The sequence below is a fragment of the uncultured Brevundimonas sp. genome, assembly GCF_947305955.1.
Classification (GTDB): Bacteria; Pseudomonadota; Alphaproteobacteria; order Caulobacterales; family Caulobacteraceae; genus Brevundimonas.
In genome coordinates, this window is sequence record NZ_CAMZFB010000023.1 from 13,272 (window position 1) to 30,062 (window position 16,791).

Annotated in this window: 15 protein-coding genes; 8 read left to right on the forward strand and 7 right to left on the reverse strand. The window is 64.8% G+C overall.

The features are described 5' to 3' along the window. The first annotated feature begins 101 nt into the window (after nt 1–101). Genes Q0Y42_RS07580 through Q0Y42_RS07595 form a run of 4 tightly spaced genes read left to right on the forward strand, consistent with a single transcriptional unit; the run spans nt 102 to nt 6,164 of the window. A complete protein-coding gene (locus Q0Y42_RS07580) occupies nt 102–2,612 on the forward strand; it encodes an ABC transporter substrate-binding protein (protein ID WP_297801915.1) in 2,511 nt (836 codons plus the stop codon). Then, entirely contained in the window at nt 2,609–3,454 is an 846-nt protein-coding gene (locus tag Q0Y42_RS07585) for an ABC transporter permease (protein WP_297801917.1), read from the forward strand. Before Q0Y42_RS07580 ends, Q0Y42_RS07585 begins: the two co-directional genes overlap by 4 nt. A 2-nt stretch (nt 3,455–3,456) precedes the next feature. After that, a complete protein-coding gene (locus tag Q0Y42_RS07590; RefSeq protein WP_297801919.1) occupies nt 3,457–5,052 on the forward strand; it encodes an ABC transporter ATP-binding protein in 1,596 nt (531 codons plus the stop codon). Then, nucleotides 5,049–6,164 (forward strand): P1 family peptidase, encoded by a 1,116-nt coding sequence (locus Q0Y42_RS07595; protein ID WP_297801921.1) that lies wholly within the window; start codon nt 5,049–5,051, stop codon nt 6,162–6,164. The genes Q0Y42_RS07590 and Q0Y42_RS07595 overlap by 4 nt, the downstream gene beginning before the upstream one ends. Here Q0Y42_RS07595 and Q0Y42_RS07600 read toward each other — a convergent pair. The 7 genes from Q0Y42_RS07600 to Q0Y42_RS07630 form a co-directional block, all read right to left on the reverse strand. Continuing rightward, on the reverse strand, nt 6,156–6,374 hold the full coding sequence (locus Q0Y42_RS07600) for a hypothetical protein (protein WP_297801923.1): 219 nt from the start codon (nt 6,372–6,374) through the stop codon (nt 6,156–6,158). The genes Q0Y42_RS07595 and Q0Y42_RS07600 overlap by 9 nt on opposite strands. 44 nt (nt 6,375–6,418) lie before the next feature. Beyond that, entirely contained in the window at nt 6,419–6,976 is a 558-nt protein-coding gene (locus tag Q0Y42_RS07605; RefSeq protein ID WP_297801925.1) for an ABC transporter permease, read from the reverse strand. Between the two features lie 44 nt (nt 6,977–7,020). Beyond that, nucleotides 7,021–7,698 carry an ABC transporter ATP-binding protein gene (locus tag Q0Y42_RS07610; RefSeq protein WP_297801927.1) on the reverse strand — a complete coding sequence of 226 codons (678 nt, stop codon included), beginning with the start codon at nt 7,696–7,698 and terminating at the stop codon, nt 7,021–7,023. A 41-nt stretch (nt 7,699–7,739) separates the two neighbouring features. Continuing rightward, nucleotides 7,740–8,249 (reverse strand): protein activator of alkane oxidation PraB, encoded by a 510-nt coding sequence (locus Q0Y42_RS07615; protein WP_297801929.1) that lies wholly within the window; start codon nt 8,247–8,249, stop codon nt 7,740–7,742. A 208-nt stretch (nt 8,250–8,457) separates the two neighbouring features. Continuing rightward, complete coding sequence (locus Q0Y42_RS07620; protein ID WP_297801931.1) at nt 8,458–10,314, reverse strand: acetyl/propionyl/methylcrotonyl-CoA carboxylase subunit alpha; 1,857 nt, start codon at nt 10,312–10,314, stop codon at nt 8,458–8,460. Between the two features lie 4 nt (nt 10,315–10,318). After that, nucleotides 10,319–11,920 (reverse strand): carboxyl transferase domain-containing protein, encoded by a 1,602-nt coding sequence (locus Q0Y42_RS07625; RefSeq protein ID WP_297801933.1) that lies wholly within the window; start codon nt 11,918–11,920, stop codon nt 10,319–10,321. A 10-nt stretch (nt 11,921–11,930) separates the two neighbouring features. Further along, nucleotides 11,931–13,091: an isovaleryl-CoA dehydrogenase gene (locus Q0Y42_RS07630; RefSeq protein ID WP_297801935.1), complete on the reverse strand. Its 1,161-nt coding sequence runs from the start codon at nt 13,089–13,091 to the stop codon at nt 11,931–11,933. A 108-nt stretch (nt 13,092–13,199) separates the two neighbouring features. Here Q0Y42_RS07630 and Q0Y42_RS07635 point away from each other — a divergent pair, with 108 nt between their 5' ends. The 4 genes from Q0Y42_RS07635 to Q0Y42_RS07650 all read left to right on the forward strand — a co-directional run bounded on the left by Q0Y42_RS07635 (nt 13,200) and on the right by Q0Y42_RS07650 (nt 16,791). Continuing rightward, nucleotides 13,200–14,054: a LysR family transcriptional regulator gene (locus tag Q0Y42_RS07635; protein ID WP_297801937.1), complete on the forward strand. Its 855-nt coding sequence runs from the start codon at nt 13,200–13,202 to the stop codon at nt 14,052–14,054. 300 nt (nt 14,055–14,354) lie between these two features. Next, nucleotides 14,355–15,242, forward strand: a complete 888-nt coding sequence (locus tag Q0Y42_RS07640) for a GNAT family N-acetyltransferase (RefSeq protein WP_297801939.1) — start codon at nt 14,355–14,357, stop codon at nt 15,240–15,242. Continuing rightward, the gene (locus Q0Y42_RS07645; protein ID WP_297801941.1) at nt 15,242–15,721 is read left to right on the forward strand and encodes a nuclear transport factor 2 family protein; all 480 of its coding nucleotides are present in this window, start codon (nt 15,242–15,244) and stop codon (nt 15,719–15,721) included. The genes Q0Y42_RS07640 and Q0Y42_RS07645 overlap by 1 nt, the downstream gene beginning before the upstream one ends. Beyond that, nucleotides 15,718–16,791 (forward strand): serine hydrolase domain-containing protein, encoded by a 1,074-nt coding sequence (locus Q0Y42_RS07650; protein WP_297801943.1) that lies wholly within the window; start codon nt 15,718–15,720, stop codon nt 16,789–16,791. The genes Q0Y42_RS07645 and Q0Y42_RS07650 overlap by 4 nt, the downstream gene beginning before the upstream one ends.

The following is a 16,791-nucleotide window of genomic DNA, read 5'->3' on the forward strand; positions in this document are numbered from 1 at the left end:
ATAGCCAGTAGTTTGCCCGCGCCGCGTTCAGCTCGAGCGCATTCGTATACTTCTGGTCGGTCTGTTTGGCATTTTCAGCGGCAAAATCTGGCGTGGTGCGCATGGCAAAGGCGTTGGCGGCAGCGCTGGCCTTGATGGTCGCGCCTGTGGCCTCAGCCGACGCGCCGCAGAGCCGGATCGTCGTCGGCGTGCCGCTGGAGCCACCGCATCTGGACCCCACGACGGGCGCGGCGGCGGCGGTGGACGAGATCACCTATGCCAACATCTTTGAAGGTCTGACGCGGCTGACACCCAATGGCACGGTCGCGCCGCAACTGGCCGAAAGCTGGAGCGCGTCACCCGACGGCCTGTCGTGGACCTTCCACCTCAAGCGCGGCGTGACTTTCAGCGACGGCTCGGCCTTTGACGGCAACACCGTCCGCTATGCCTTGATGCGTATCGTGGCCGAGGGCTCGACCAATGCGCAAAAGGCCCTGTTCGCGCCCATCCGTGCGGTGGATGTGATCGACGCCCACACCGTCACTATCCGCCTGTCGCGCCCCATGGCCAACCTGCCCTATCTGTTGGCGTGGGGGGATGCGGCCATGGTGTCGCCCGCCAGTGCAGCGACCAATGCGACCCAACCGGTAGGCACCGGCCCCTATCGCCTTGCCCGCTGGCAGCGCGGGGGCGAGCTGGAACTGGTCCGCCGCGAGGATTACTGGGGCCGCGCCCCGCAGATCGACCGCGTGGTGTTCCGCTTTATCGGTGACCCCGCCGCCGCCTTCGCCGCCGTTCGTGCGGGCGATGTGGACGCCTTCCCCAACTATCCGGCACCGGAGACAGTGGGCGAGCTACGCCGCAATCCGGCCCTTCGGGTGACCCAAGGCCTATCCGAGGGCAAGGTCATCATGGCGATGAACAATGCCCGCGCCCCGTTCAACGATATCCGCGTGCGCCGCGCCCTGTCCTTCGCCATCGACCGCAAGGCCATCATCGACGGGGCCATGTTCGGCTTCGGCCAGCCGATCGGCAGCCATTACTCGCGTCAGGCCGAGGGCTATGTCGATCTGACGGGCCGTTATCCACACGATGTGGAAAAGGCTCGCCAACTGCTGGCCGAGGCAGGCTATCCGAACGGGCTGGACGTGACCCTGCGTATCCCGCCACGTCCCTATGCCCGCCGCAGTTCCGAGGTGCTGGTGTCGCAACTGGCGCAAGCTGGTGTCCGCGTAAAGATCGAGACGCTGGAATGGGCGCAATGGCTGGATCAGGTGTTTGGCCGCAAACAGTTCGACCTGACCATCGTCGAGCATGTCGAGCCGATGGATTATGACATCTATGGCCGCAAGGACTACTATTTCGGCTATGACAGCGCGGCGTTTGACGCCCTGTTGGCGCAGGTGAATACCGCACCGGACGAGGCCACGCGGCTCAAGCTTCTGGGCGACGTCCAGCGCCTGATCACTGATGACGCGGTCAATGTTTTCCTGTTCCAGTCCTCGCGCATCGGCGTGTCGCGCCAAGGCATCGACGGCCTGTGGATAAACGCTCCCATCGCCGCCAATGATATGACGGGTGTCCACAGCGAGGGTTCAGGCACGGTGGCATCCTCGCGCGCGGCCTCCCCCCTGTCATGGAGCTGGATCATCGCGGCGGGCCTGATCGCCGCCCTCGCCTTCAGCGTCTGGAAACTGGGCGCGGTGTGGACGGCCAAGCGGTTGCTCGGCCACGGCCTGACCCTGCTCGCCGCATCGGTGGTGATCTTTGGCCTGTTGCAGGTCCTGCCGGGGGACCCCGCCGCCTATATGATGGGCCTGAACGCCAGCCCCGAGGCCATCGCCACCTTGCGCGAACAGATGGGCCTAAACGGCGGTCTGATCGAACGGTATCTGGCATGGACGGGCGGGCTGCTGGGAGGTGATTTCGGTACCAGCTATACCTATCAAACGCCCGTCACGGCCCTGATCGGAGAGCGGCTGGCCGTCTCCCTGCCGCTGGCCCTGTCGGCCTTGGTGCTATCGATTGTCATTGCCCTGCCCGTCGGGGTCCTTGCCGCACGTCACCACGGCAAGGCGGCAGACGGCGGCCTGATTGCCCTGATGCAGGCGGGCATTGCCATTCCAAACTTCTGGCTGGGTCTGCTGCTAATCCTGCTGTTTTCCGTCACGCTCGGCTGGTTTCCGGCGGGTGGGTACAGCGGCTGGACCTCGCTTGTGCTGCCCGCCATCGCCCTTGCCGCCCCGCAAGCCGCCATTCTGGCCCGTGTGCTGAGAACCGCCCTGCTGGATACCCTGAGCGAAGATTACGTCCGCACTGCCCGCGCCAAGGGCCTGTCGCGCAATGCGGCCCTGATCCGTCACGCCCTGCCCAATGCGTGGATTCCGGTGCTGACGGTGTTGGGCCTGCAAGCGCCCTTCCTCTTGGCGGGCGGCGTGGTGATCGAGAACGTCTTTTCCCTGCCCGGCCTTGGCCGTCTGGCCTTCCAGGCCGTCAGCCAGCGCGACCTGATCGTGGTACAGGGCGTGGTCATGGTGCTGGTCGCCGTGGTCGTGGTCGTCAGCCTGTTGGTGGACATCGCCTATGCCGTGGCCGACCCGCGCCAGCGTGACAGCGACAGGAGCGGCCGATGATTTTCGCAAGCTTCGACCGCCTCCGCGCCATTCGTCCGCTGTCGCTCAAGATCGGTCTGGCGCTGGCTGTTGCCGTGGTGGCGACGACCGTGCTGGCCATGGTGTGGACGCCGCAAGACCCGTTGGCGCAGGACACCGCCAGCCGCCTGATGGCCCCCTCGGCCAGCCACCTGTTCGGCACCGATGCGCTGGGCCGCGATGTGCTGTCGTTGGTGATGGCGGGGGCCGCCAACAGTCTGGGCGTCGCGGGCGCAGGCGTTCTGATCGGCCTGATCTTCGGCGTGCCGCTGGGCCTATGGGCCGCCTCGCGCATGGGATTTGCCGATGACATCATCATGCGCGGCGGTGACCTTGTGTTTGCCTTCCCGTCGCTGTTAACCGCCGTCATGCTGGCCGCCGCCACAGGGCCGAGCGCGTTCAATGCCGCCATCGCGCTGGGTGTGTTCAACATCCCCGTCTTCCTGCGCGTCGTACGCGGGGCCGGACGGGGCCTGTGGCAAAGGGACTATGTTACCGCCGCCCGTGCGGCGGGTCGCTCCAACCTGTCCATTTCCGTCCAGCACATCCTGCCCCACGTTCTGGGCCTGCTCAGCGTTCAGGCCGCCGTGCAGTTCGCCGTGGGCGTGGCCGCCGAAGCGGGCCTGTCCTACCTCGGCCTCGGTGCACAGCCGCCCGCCCCCAGCTGGGGCCGGATGCTGGCCGAGAGCCAGACCCTGATCGGGACGGCCCCGTGGCTGGCCATCTTCCCCGGCCTTGCCATCTTCGTGACCGTGCTGGCGCTCAGCCTGCTGGGCGATGGTTTGCGCGACCGTCTCGACCCGCGCCTGCGGCGGGAGGTTTGAGCATGAGCCTTCTGGAGATCCGCAACCTGTCGCTAACGCTCGATGGCCGCCCCCTGCTATCAAGCATCAACCTGTCCGTCGCGGCGGGAGAGATCGTCGCCCTCGTCGGTGAAAGCGGCTCGGGCAAGTCCCTGACGGCCCTGTCCGTACTGGGCCTCGCCCCTGATCAGGCCAAACTCACGGGTGACATCGCACTCGACGGCCAATCCCTGACCGCACTCGATGACCGTGCGCTACAGGCCATCCGTGGCCGCGACATCGGCATGGTGTTTCAGGAACCTCTGACGGCGCTGAACCCCGTCATGACCATCGGCGATCAGGTGGCCGAGGTGGTGCGCCTGCATACCCGCTGCTCCCGAACCGAGGGCCGCGCCGCCGCCCGCAAGGCACTGGACGATGCAGGTTTGGCGGCACCGCGCTTTACCCTCGACCTCTATCCGCACCAGCTTTCCGGCGGACAGCGCCAGCGCGTGGCCATCGCCATGGCCACCGCCCTAAAACCGCGCCTGCTGATCGCCGACGAGGCCACCAGCGCCCTTGATCCCGTCAATCAGGCGCTCGTGCTGGACCTGTTGTGTGCGCGGGCCAAGGAAGGCGGTGCGGGCCTCTTGCTGATCCTGCACGATCTGGCCGTGGCGCGAGAACGGGCCGACCGTGTGGTCGTGATCCGCCAAGGCCGCATCGTCGAGACCGCCCCCGCCGAGGCCTTGAGCCGTGAGGGTCTGACCAGCGACTATGGCCAAACCCTGCTGCGCGATGCCCTGCACACGCCGCCGCCGCGTATTCCCCCCGCAACCGACGCGCCTGTGGTGGCGCAAGCTGTGGATGTGGTCCGCACCTATGCCGGTTCGCGAAAACTCTTCGGCAAGGGACCGGAAATCCGCGCCGTGGATGGCATCAGCCTGTCGATCAAACGCGGCGAGAGCGTCGGCCTGATCGGCGAAAGCGGCTGTGGCAAGTCCACCCTTCTGCGGGCCTTGGCGGGTTTGGAGCCGGTTCAGAGCGGGCACGTCCTGATCAACGGCCACGATTGGACCGACAAAGGCCAAGAGCGCCAGATGCGCCAACGCATTCAGCCCGTTTTTCAGGATCCGGGGGCAAGCCTCGATCCGCGCTGGAGCATTTACCGCTCGCTGTGCGAACCGCTGCATCTGCTCGACATCCCGCCAGCGGAGCCTGAGCGCCTTGCCACCCAAACCTTGGAACAGGTAGGCCTCGACGCCACCTTCCTCAACCGCCTGCCGCACCAGATGTCGGGCGGCCAGCGCCAGCGGGTGGCGCTCGCCCGCGCCCTGATGACCAAGCCGGATCTGATCGTACTGGATGAAGCCGTCTCGGCGCTGGATGTGACAGTGCGCGCCCGCATCCTCGACCTGCTATCCAACCTGACGCGCGAACACGGCATCGCTTTGCTATTCGTCAGTCACGATTTGGAAGTCGTGCGCCGCCTGACCGACCGCCTGCTGGTGATGGAGGCGGGCCGTATCGTGGAACAGGGTGCCACCCAAACAGTGCTTGCGAACCCCACCCATCCGGCGACACAAAGGCTGGTCGCGGCCACGCCGCAACTGAAGCCGCCAGCGGAGCCTGCATCATGAACCGTCGTACCGTTCTCAGCGGAGCCATCATTGGTGCCGCCGCCGCTGCAACAGGTGCCGCCGCACAGGAGACCCGCGTGACCAAGCCCAAGGGACAGACCGGACCGCGCAACCTGATCACCGATGTGGCGGGCCTCAAGATCGGTCAGGCGCACGACGCCAAAGCCCGCACGGGCGTAACCGTCATCCTTGGCGAAACGCCCGCCGTCGCTGCCGTCGATGTACGCGGCGGTGGCCCCGCTGGCCGCGAAACCGATGTGTTGAAGGCTGAAAATCTGGTGCAGGAGGTGGACGCCATCGTCCTGTCAGGCGGGTCGGTCTATGGCCTCGCTGCCGCCGACGGCATCGCCGCATGGATGGGCATGCGCGGGCGCGGCTATGGCATGGGCGGCGGCGCAGGTGTTCCGCCCTCGCCCATCGTGCCTAGCGCCTGCCTCTATGATCTCGCCAATGGCGGCGACAAACAGTGGGGCATGGACACGCCCTATCGCCGCTTGGCGGTCGAGGCTCTGGAAGGCGCGGGTGACACCTTCGCCCTTGGCACCGCAGGCGCTGGCTATGGCGCACAGGCGGGCGGTCTGAAAGGCGGTATCGGCTCGGCGTCGTCTGTGACCGCCGAGGGCTGGACCGTCGGGGCCATCGCCGCCGTCAACAGCGTCGGCTCGGTCATCGCGCCGGATAGCCGCCAGTTCTGGGCCGCCCCGTTCGAAATCAACGGCGAGTTCGGCGGCCTTGGCTCCGCCGATCTGTCCGCCGCCCATGAGGATTGGGGCAGCGCCAAATTCAATCCGCGCCCGCGCGAGAACACAACCATCGCCGTGGTCGCTACCGACGTCGCGCTCAGCCGCGTCGAATGCCAGCGCCTCGCCATCATGGCGCAGGACGGCCTGTCACGCGCCATCCGTCCGGCCCACGCCCCGTTCGACGGGGATACGGTGTTCGTCCTGTCCACGGGAAAGATCAGGATCGACGATCCGGCCCAGCGCAACATTGCCGTTTCCCGCCTTGGCAACGTCGCCGCCGACACCCTTGCCCGCGCCATCGCCCGCGGCGTGTTCGAGGCCACCGCCTATGACGGCACCACGGCGGGCACATGGAAGGCCCTAGGCTGACGGGCTCCACACCACCGTCTCGCCCGCCTTCAACCCCGACAGCACTTCCGCCCGATCCGGCCCGATCCGTCCCGTTTCGATCGGCCTGATCTCGATGGTTCCGTCAGGTTTGCGAATGCGCACCTGCGTACCCCCATCCATGAGCGCAGGGACTGGCACTGTGAGCGCACGTTCCGCGTCATAAAGGATCAGGCTCACATTGGCCGTCATGCCGATGCGCAGCTTGTCCCCGAGCGCGGCATCACCCGCCCGACTCAGCCCAAGCCGATCAGAACCGCTTCGTCGGGACTGACCGGCAAGACCCCCATGGGATCGGCAGGGGCCAGCAATCCAACAGCGCGATAGCCATAGCCGCCGATAAAGACGACATCGCCCACCCCTGCCCCCAGTGTTTTCGCCAAGGCCGATCCGAGTACGGCCGCACCATTACAGCCGTCGCCGCTGGCCAGCCCACGACCTGCCGCCATCCCCGGCGAAAGCCATTCGAAGCCGTCCTGCGTCGTCGCGACTATGGAGGCGCTTTCGGCCTGCCCATTTGCGCCCACACTGTCGCGTGTAACGGACAAAGGGACGGCCACTCGGATATCCTGTTCTTCACTGAACTGCCGCGAAAAGAGGCGGTGATCCATCCACTGCTGGCCAGTGGGGTCGCTGACCAGCTGAACCGTATCGGCCCCCAGCGCCTCGAACCGGCGCATGACTTCCGCGCGGGCGATATGGGAAAAGCTCAAGAGGGCGACGATGGACGCCGAGCCGATCATCACCCCCAACAGGGCCAAGAGTGAGCGACGGCCCTGCAGCTTCAAGCTCACGAAGGCTTCCAAAGCCAGTTCCCGCCACACCCCGCGCATGGGATTTAAGCCCCCTGTCCGGATACGATACGCCCGTCGCGCATCAGCACACGGTGGTCACAGCGGCCTGCGAGGGCTTCGTCATGGGTGACCATCAGCACGGTCAGACCCGTTTCGCGATTGATCTGCTGCAATAGCGCGATCACCCGTTCTCCACTTTCTGAATCCAGATTGCCTGTCGGCTCGTCCGCCAGAAGCAAGCGTGGGCGCGTGACGAGTGCCCGTGCGATCGCGACCCGCTGGCGCTGTCCACCCGACATTTCATCGGGCCGATGATATGCCCGCTCTGCCAGGCCCACCGCTTCGAGCTCGGCCATGGCCGCCGCTTTCCGCGCCTCTCGGCCAACACCCCGATGCACCAACGGCAAGGCCACATTCTCCCATGCCGTCAGGCGCGGCAGGAGATGAAACGACTGGAAGATAAAACCGATCAGTCGGTGACGAACGTGGGCGGCCTCTGTTGCATCCAGTCCGCTCACTGCCTGTCCGGCCAGTTCAATCTGCCCGCCTTGAGGCCGATCCAACAGCCCTATCAGGTTCAGCAATGTGCTCTTGCCCGAGCCCGAAGCCCCCGTCAGAGCCCACATCGCCCCCGTGGGCACAGCCAGATGAACCCGGTCCAGAACCATCGTTCTGGACCGGGCGGGACCGTACGCATGACAGATGTCTTCAACTCTGATCATAAACGAACCCTGTCCGGTGGTGGCAGCCACCGGTGCTGTCATCAGGTGACGTTGATCGAGACCGAGTTGTTGCTCGGACGCAGGGTGCCGGTGATCGAGCACGGCTTGGACTGACCGATCAGGTTCGTACCCGGAACCGTGGTGGCAATGGTGGCAACCTTGGTGGTGTTGTTCCACGAGACGACCAGATTGCCAGCGCAACGGCCGCTCAGGGCGGTGGCGCGGAAGTTGGCGATGGTCAGCTGGGTTGCCGGGCCGGGGGTTGCCGGCGCGGTTGCCGAGATCGGCCAGTCAAAGTTGCTCAGCACAACAGACGGGCACAGAGTGTCGCCAGCCGACAGGCCACCGCCGGTGATCTTGGCATTGCCCGCGCTGTCCACCGACACATTGAGGCTGAGGTTACAGTTGAGCGTAACCGACTGAGACACGGTGACGGTGCCGCTGAGGGTGAAGGTGCTCGGGGCGGGCGTGACCGAGGTGCCAGCCATAGCCGGAGCAGCAGCAGCCAGCAGGGTCGCAGCGGCGGCGGCGGTAGCGATGATGCGTTTCATAGGATGTTCCTCCCGTTTCAATCTCAGGTTGAGATCGATTGAAGGATTCCACAATCTACAGTTGAGTCAACAGCGATGATTCAACGATTTTTCAGACACTTGGTTTGCTGCAGCGCACAATCAATACACTTTTTGGTTGAATCGCGAGCTAAAAGAAAGGCCCCGGCCGTGCTTCAGCGGGGGCCTTTAGTCGTAAACAGCGGGTCGGTTACTCGCTGGCGATTTTGGCCAGAAGGGCCTCGACCTGCACCTGATCGCCTGCGGTGCAGTTCACCTCTTCGACCACACCGTCGAAGGGCGCGGTAAGGGTGTGTTCCATCTTCATGGCTTCCAGTGTCAGCAGCTTCTGGCCCTTGGTGACGGTGTCGCCTGCGGCCACTTCGACCGCGATCACCTTACCCGGCATGGGGGCGAGGATGGAGCCGGAACCGACACCGCCGTCAGCACCACCCACGGCTCGCCACGGGCGCAGAACGAAACGCTCGCCGCCTTCGTTCAGGACGGCCTGACGCTGGGGCGCAGTGTTGGAAAGACCCGCCAGTTCAACCTGATAGTCGCGGCCGTGCTGGTCGCTGAGGCGCATGGTCCGGCGCGGGCCCGCGTTCAGGCGCAGACCACCGGCAGCCGCCCACGGTCCCTGCCCGCCCCGACCGATCAGGGTCGCGGCAGCGGCCTGCAGGCCCTCGATCGAAGGGTCGGGGCGCGCGGTCAGTTCGTCCAGCTTGCGACCGATTAGGCCGGTATCGACCGTGCCCGCCGCGAACTGTTCGTCGCCCAACAGACGATGCAGGAAGCCCGCATTGGTAATCAGCGGCCCGCATTCACCATCGTCCAGCGCATAGCGCAGGTCGGCAATGGCCTCCTCGCGCGTATCGGCATGGACGATCAGCTTGGCGATCATCGGGTCATAGTGGGGGCTGATTTCCGCGCCCTCTTCCACGCCCGTATCCACGCGCACCAGATGGTCGGGATAGTCGAACACATCCAGTTTTCCGATGGACGGTAGGAAGCCCTTCGTCGGGTCCTCGGCATAGAGGCGGACCTCCATGGCCCAGCCCGTGATCGACAGCTCGTCCTGACGTTTCGGCAGCGGCTCGCCCGAGGCGACGCGCAACTGCCATTCCACCAGATCAACGCCCGTAATCTCTTCGGTCACGGGGTGCTCGACCTGAAGGCGGGTGTTCATTTCCATGAACCAGATGCGGTCGGCACGCAGGCCTTCCGACCCGTCGGCGATGAACTCGATGGTGCCCGCCCCGCGATAGTCCACAGCCTTGGCGGCGCGGACGGCGGCGGCGCACAGTTCGGCACGCGTGGCCTCATCCATGCCGGGGGCCGGAGCCTCCTCGACCACCTTCTGGTGACGGCGCTGTAGCGAGCAATCGCGTTCGAACAGGTGCACGACATTGCCGTGGCTGTCGCCAAAGACCTGCACCTCTATGTGACGAGGCGACAGGATATATTTCTCGATCAGCACATGGTCGTTGCCGAACGAAGCCGCCGCCTCGCGCTGGCACGAGGTCAGGCCGTCGAGGAAGTCATCGGCCTTTTCGACGAGACGCATGCCCTTGCCGCCACCACCTGCCACGGCCTTGATCAGCACCGGATAGCCGATCTTGTCGGCCTCGGCCTTGAGGAAGGCGGGGTCCTGATTTTCGCCCATATAGCCGGGCGTGACCGGAACACCGGCCTCGGCCATCAGTTTCTTGGCGGCGTCCTTCAGACCCATGGCCATGATGGATTTCGGCAGCGGACCGACCCAGATCAGGCCCGCATCCATAACGGCCTGAGCGAACCCGGCATTCTCGGACAGGAAGCCATAGCCGGGGTGGATGGCCTCGGCCCCCGTCTGCTTGGCGGCAGCGATAATTTTCTCGCCGACCAGATAGGATTCGCGCGTGGGTGCAGGGCCGATACGCACAGCCTCGTCGGCCATGCGGACGTGCAGCGCGTCGGCATCTGCGTCCGAATAGACGGCGACGGTGCGGATGCCCATACGGCGGGCCGTCTTGATGACGCGACAGGCGATTTCGCCACGGTTGGCGATCAGAACAGACTTCATCATCGCATTACATCCTGAACACGCCGAAGGACGGACGATCGGCAATCGGGGCCTGAAGTGCGGCCTCCAGCGCCAAACCCAGCACATCGCGGGTCTGGACAGGGTCGATCACCCCGTCGTCCCACAGGCGGGCGGTGGCGTAATAGGGGTTGCCCTCGTCCTCGTATTTCTGGCGCACAGGTGCCTTGAAGCTTTCCGCCTCTTCCGGCGTCCATTTGGCGGCGTCGCGGTGGACGGTGGCCAGAACGCTGGCGGCCTGTTCGCCGCCCATCACGCTGATGCGGCTGTTGGGCCATGTGAACAGGAAACGCGGGCTATAGGCGCGACCGCACATGCCATAGTTGCCCGCGCCGAAGCTGCCGCCGATCAGGACGGTAATCTTGGGCACATTGGCCGTGGCGACCGCCGTCACCAGCTTGGCACCGTGCTTGGCGATGCCCTCGGCCTCATACTTGCCGCCGACCATGAAGCCCGAGATGTTCTGCAGGAACAGCAGCGGGATCTTGCGCTGACAGGCCAGTTCGATGAAGTGCGCGCCCTTTTGCGCGCTCTCGCTGAACAGCACGCCGTTGTTGGCCAGAATGGCCACCGGCATGCCGTGGATATGGGCAAAGCCGCAGACCAGAGTGGTGCCGTAAAGCGCCTTGAACTCGTGGAACTCCGAACCATCGACCAGACGGGCGATCACCTCGCGTACCTCATAGGGTGCACGCACGTCCTCGGGGATGATGGAATAGAGTTCCTCAGGCGAGAACTTCGGCTCAACCGGCTCCTGAATGTTCACATTGGCGAACACCGGCGGCGGCAGGGTGGCGACGATGTCGCGCACGATGGTCAGGGCGTGTTCGTCATTGTCGGCCACGTGATCGACCACGCCGGACTTGCGCCCGTGGACCTCGGCTCCGCCAAGGTCCTCGGCGCTGATGACCTCCCCCGTCGCGGCCTGAACCAGCGGCGGGCCGGCAAGGAAGATGGTGCCCTTGCCGCGCACGATCACCGTCTCGTCCGACATAGCCGGAACATAGGCACCGCCAGCGGTGCAGCTGCCCATCACACAGGCGATCTGGGCGATGCCCTTGGCGGACATCTGGGCCTGATTGAAGAAGATGCGGCCGAAGTGGTCACGGTCAGGAAAGACCTCGGCCTGATTGGGCAGGTTGGCCCCGCCGCTATCGACCAGATAGACGCACGGCAGATGGTTCTCCAGCGCGATCTCCTGCGCCCGCAGGTGCTTCTTCACCGTCATCGGGAAGTAGGTGCCGCCCTTAACCGTGGCGTCGTTGCACACGATCATGACCTGACGGCCCGAAACTCGGCCAATGCCGCAGATCATGCCCGCGCCCGGCACCTCGTCGTTATAGAGGCCGTGGGCCGCCAGCTGGCCGATCTCGAGGAAGGGCGAGCCGGGATCAAGCAGACGCTCGACCCGCTCGCGCGGCAGCAATTTTTCGCGGGCGACGTGGCGCTGGCGGGACTTCTCGTCACCGCCCAGCGCCGCCTTGGCCACCTTTTCGCGAAGCTCCTCGGCAAGGGCGCGGTTATGGGCGGCGCGGGCCTTGGCCTCGGCGCTGTCGGGGTTGAGGGATGTCGTCAGGACAGGTGCGGTCATGGCGTTGTCCTCAGGCCCCGACCAGTTCGCGGCCGATCAGCATGCGGCGGATTTCATTGGTACCCGCGCCGATATCCATCAGCTTGGCATCGCGCAGATAGCGTTCGACCGGCCAGTCCTTGGTGTAACCGGCACCGCCCAGCGCCTGAACGGACTCAGCCGCCGTGCGGAAGGCATTTTCCGACGCCAGCAACACACAGCCTGCCGCATCGAAACGGGTGGTCTGGCCCGCATCGCAAGCCTTGGCCACGGCATAGGCATAGGCACGCGCCGATTGCAGGGCGACATACATGTCCGCCACCTTGGCCTGCATCAGCTGGAAGGTGCCGATGGCCTTGCCGAACTGCTTGCGCTCGCGGACGTAGGGAATGACGGTGTCGAGGCAGGCCTGCATGATGCCTAGCTGCACGCCCGACAGCACCACGCGCTCATAGTCCAATCCCGACATCAGGACGCCAACGCCGCCGTTCAGCGGCCCCATGACGTTCTCTTCCGGCACGAAGCAGTCCTCAAACACCAACTCGGCCGTCGGAGAGCCTCGCATGCCCATCTTGTCGATCTTCTGGCCGATGGAAAAACCAGCGAATTCCTTCTCGATCAGGAAGGCGGTGATGCCGCGGCTGCCTGCCTCCATGTCGGTCTTGGCATAGACCACCAGGGTGTCGGCATAGGCGGAGTTGGTGATCCAGAATTTCGTGCCGTTCAGGCGATAGCCACCGTCCACCTTGTCGGCGCGCAGCTTCATGCTGACGACGTCGGAACCGGCGTTGACTTCCGACATGGCCAGAGAGCCGACGTGCTCGCCCGACACCAGCTTGGGCAGGTATTTGTCTTTTTGCTCCTGCGTGCCCCAGCGGCGGATCTGGTTCACGCACAGGTTGGAGTGGGCACCATAGGAAAGGCCGATGGAGGCCGAGGCGCGGCTGACTTCCTCGACCGCGATCACATGGTCGAGATAGCCGAGGCCAAGGCCACCCCATTCTTCCTCGACCGTGATGCCGTGCAGGCCCAGCTCGCCCATCGGCTGCCACAGCTCGCGCGGGAACCAGTCCTCGGCATCGACCTTGGCGGCCAGCGGGGCGATCTGCTCATCCGCAAAGCGCGAGGCGCTGTCGCGGATCATCTGGGCGGATTCAGTCAGGCCGAAATCGAAATCGGGTGTCGCGCGCATGGGACTTTGTCCTTGTTCTGGGATGCGTTTCCTCGTTGCCGAAAAGGTACTGCGCGGTTCAGCTTTCGATAAATGGAAAGTTCGTGAAGTTTCGGATAGATTTTATCTATGTTGAAGCGCTCACACGTTCGCCAGTTCCTCGCCGTCGTCGACAGCGGCAGTTTCACCGCCGCCGCCGCCCGCGTCCGCATCACCCAGCCGACCCTGTCGGTGGGTATCGCCGAAATGGAAAAGACGGTCGGGGCCAAGCTCTTCATCCGCGACCGCAAACACGTTCGCCTGACCGAAGCGGGCGCGCGCCTGCTGCCCATCGCCCGCCAGCTGGAACAGGGCTTCCGCGCCGCCGAGGGGATCAATGCGCCCACGCGCCAGGCATGGCCGCAACTGCGGCTGGGCATATTGCGAACCCTCGCGCCCCACATGACCCAGTCCGTGGTCGAGACCTTGAGATCAGAGGTCGAGCCGGAACTGGTCGAAGGATCGGCCCATGATTTGCGGACGGCGCTGGCTGCCGGACGGATTGATGCGGCCCTGACCCTGCTTCGGCCCGAAGACCCGCCACAGTGGGCTTTGTTGACCGAACCCTATGTCATGCTGGCCCCGAGTAACCACCGGCTGGCGGGCCAGTCCGATGTCCCCCCCGAGGATTTAGCCAGCGAGGTGATGATCGCCCGCCGCGCCTGCGAGCGGCTTCAGGACACCAGCCGTTTCTTCACCCACAGCGGCGTACGCCCCCGCTTTGCCCTGCGTTCGGACAACGACGCCCTGTGTCTTGCCATGGTCGAAAGCGGGCTCGGCATTACCACCGCCCCCCTCTCTCTCAAGACGGAGGACATGGGCGTGATCGGTATCAGCGGATACGACTTCGAGCGCACCATCGGATGGGTCGCCTCGCCCCATGCGCCACAGCCGGATCGGTGGAATCAACTTCTGCAACGCTTGGTCGAAGCCCTGTCCAGATAAGGGCAAGAAGGTGGCGAAATCTTCACCGTAAAAGAGCCAAGCCGTTAATCTCGCTGAATTTTCCAGCTTTTACGGCAAAGGTTGATGCGCCGTAATGATTGAATTGCGGCAGAGCCGTTACGGCGATTTCACTTTTGCTAGTTCTATTTGCAACTAGGATATAACCACGGTCGCCAAAGACAGCCCCGCCTCGCTTGCCACCCACAGCTTCACCCTATGGGTCAGGTCAGCGGGACACCGGACGGGACAGTCACAGCGACAGAAGGAAACGCCACATTGCCCAACTGAACGGAGAACGCCGTGAGAAGCCCCGTCCTAGCTTTTGAACCTGCAGTCAGCCTGACCATGGGCCAACTGACACTGCTATGGCGCGAGGTGTACTCGAACTATCCGGTGCCGCTCCCGTTCACCGAAGACGAGCTGACACGCTTCATCCGCATGTCCGGCCTGTGTCTGGAACTGTCCCAGATCGCCCTGATCGACGGCCAGCCCGTCGGCCTGTCCTTTGCCGGAAAGCATGAGGATCAGGCTTGGATCGGCGGCTTTGGCGTGGTTCCGGCCCACCGCCGTACCGGTATCGGTCTGGCCATGATGCGCGCCCAGACCCGCGTGATCGATGACGCAGGCGTACGCGGCACCCGTCTGGAAGTCATCGCCACCAACCGTGCGCGTAAACTCTACGCCCATGCCGGTTTCGTGGATCGCCGCCGTCTGTTCAGCTTCAACAGCCCCGCTGTTGGCACCTCCGCCGATCCGCTGGTCACCCTGTCGCTGGACGACCTGCCGGCCCTGCATCGTCGTCTGCACACCGGAGCCAGCGCGGCCCCGTGGCAGCGTGAACTGGAAAGCGTCATGCGCGCGGTGGAGCGCGACCAGCTGGACATCGTCGGCTGGCGCGGCATCGACGGCATCAGCGCCTATGCCGTCGAACAGAACCGTGCGGGTCTGACCCATCTGGTGGACGCGGTTGCCGAATGTCAGGCCTCTGCCGAGGGCCTCGTCGCCTCTCTGGCCGCCCGCAGCCGTGGCCGTCGCATCAGCCTGGGCGACGAGCCTGCAAACTCGCCCATCGCCAAGGCCTTCAAACGCTTTGGGGCCAGCCCGCGCACCATCCGTATGGAGATGGTCCGCATGGCAGGCCAAGCCTCGACCGGCACCTATCGCTCCACCCATCGGGCGGCGGCGTAATGATTGACCGCAGGGTCCTGCTGGGGGCTGGAGCCGCTACGGCTTCGGCCGCACTGGCCAATGCGGCCAGCGCGCACACGCCCTATTCCGGTGACGGAGCGTCAGAGGTGCTTCAGGCCTATCGCCGCCTGATCAACCGCCACGATTTCGACCTGCTGGAACAACAGGTCATCGCCCATGACGCTGTCTTCGTGTTCTCCAACCTGAGGCACGAGGGCATCGCCGCCATACGCAGCAATTTCGAGCGCACGTGGTCCATCCTGCCGGACGAGGTCTATTCCATGTCCGATGTGGTGTGGCTGTTCAGCTGCGACGAGCATGCCGCCTGCACCCTGCGCTACCACTATAGCGGCAAGACCACCGAGGGCCGCCGCATGGAAGGCGGCGGTCAGGGCGTGCTGATCTTTGGCCGACGCCAGGGCCAGTGGCGACTGATGCTGGAACAGCTTACCCCCGACACCCGAAGGAACAGCGCATGAATCCGGTTTTTGCTGTGACCTCTGCCATTGTTGCGGCCTCGGCTCCGATCGATGTGGCGTCTGTACAGGCGGGGCTGGATGCCCTGCCCGCTCCGGCAGCTGTCTATCTGTCGGGGGCCTGTCTCGCCCAACCGCTGACCGTCGCATCTAACAAGCCCGCCCTCGTGGACGAGCGCAGCCCCCTGCGTATCGCCAGCGTGACCAAGACCTTTACCGCCGCCACCATCCTGCGGCTGTGGGAACAGGGCGTGCTGGATCTGGATGAACCAGTTTCGGGCCTGACGTCCTCAGGTTTGCTCGATCCCCTGACGGCTGCGGGTTACGACTTTGACCGCATCACCGTGCGGCACCTGCTGAACCACACCTCGGGCCTTTATGACCATGCGTCGGATGCCCGCTATCAGCAGATGTGGTTCGACCAGCCGGACCACCAATGGACCCGCGCCGAGCAGATTGCCCTGTCCGCCCGCTGGAGCGGCCCCCTGCATCCGGCTGGCACCCGTTTCGCCTATGCCGATACGGGCTACATCATTCTGGGTGACATCATCGAGAACGTCACCAACCGCCCCCTGCACGAGGCCGTGCGCGAGCAGTTGAAGTTCGACCAACTGGACCTTCACGAAACGTGGTGGGAGGTGGTTGAAAAGCCGCCGCGCGGCGTGGAAGGCAAGGCACCGCAATCCCTGCGCGGCCAGCCGACCGACCATCTGCACGGCTCGCTGGATGTCTACGGCGGCGGCGGACTGATCATGTCGGCCCGCGATATGGCGACCTTCTTCCAAGCCATGTTCGAGGACCGCATCTTTGACCACCCGCGCACCCTGAGCGAGATGACCCGCCCCATGCCGCACGAGGGCGGCGACCGCTATCGCCTCGGCATTATGGCGCACACGCCCCAAGGCGACTGGCGCAGTCAGGGCTTCTGGCACTCCGGCTTCTGGGGGACGGTGGTCTATTACATTCCGGCCAAGCGGCTGACCGTCGCCGCCGTGACCTCGGATCAGGCAGCCTATGCCGAGCTGAACACCATGGTTCAGGACCTTATCGCCAAAATCCCCTGCGAGTGGTGA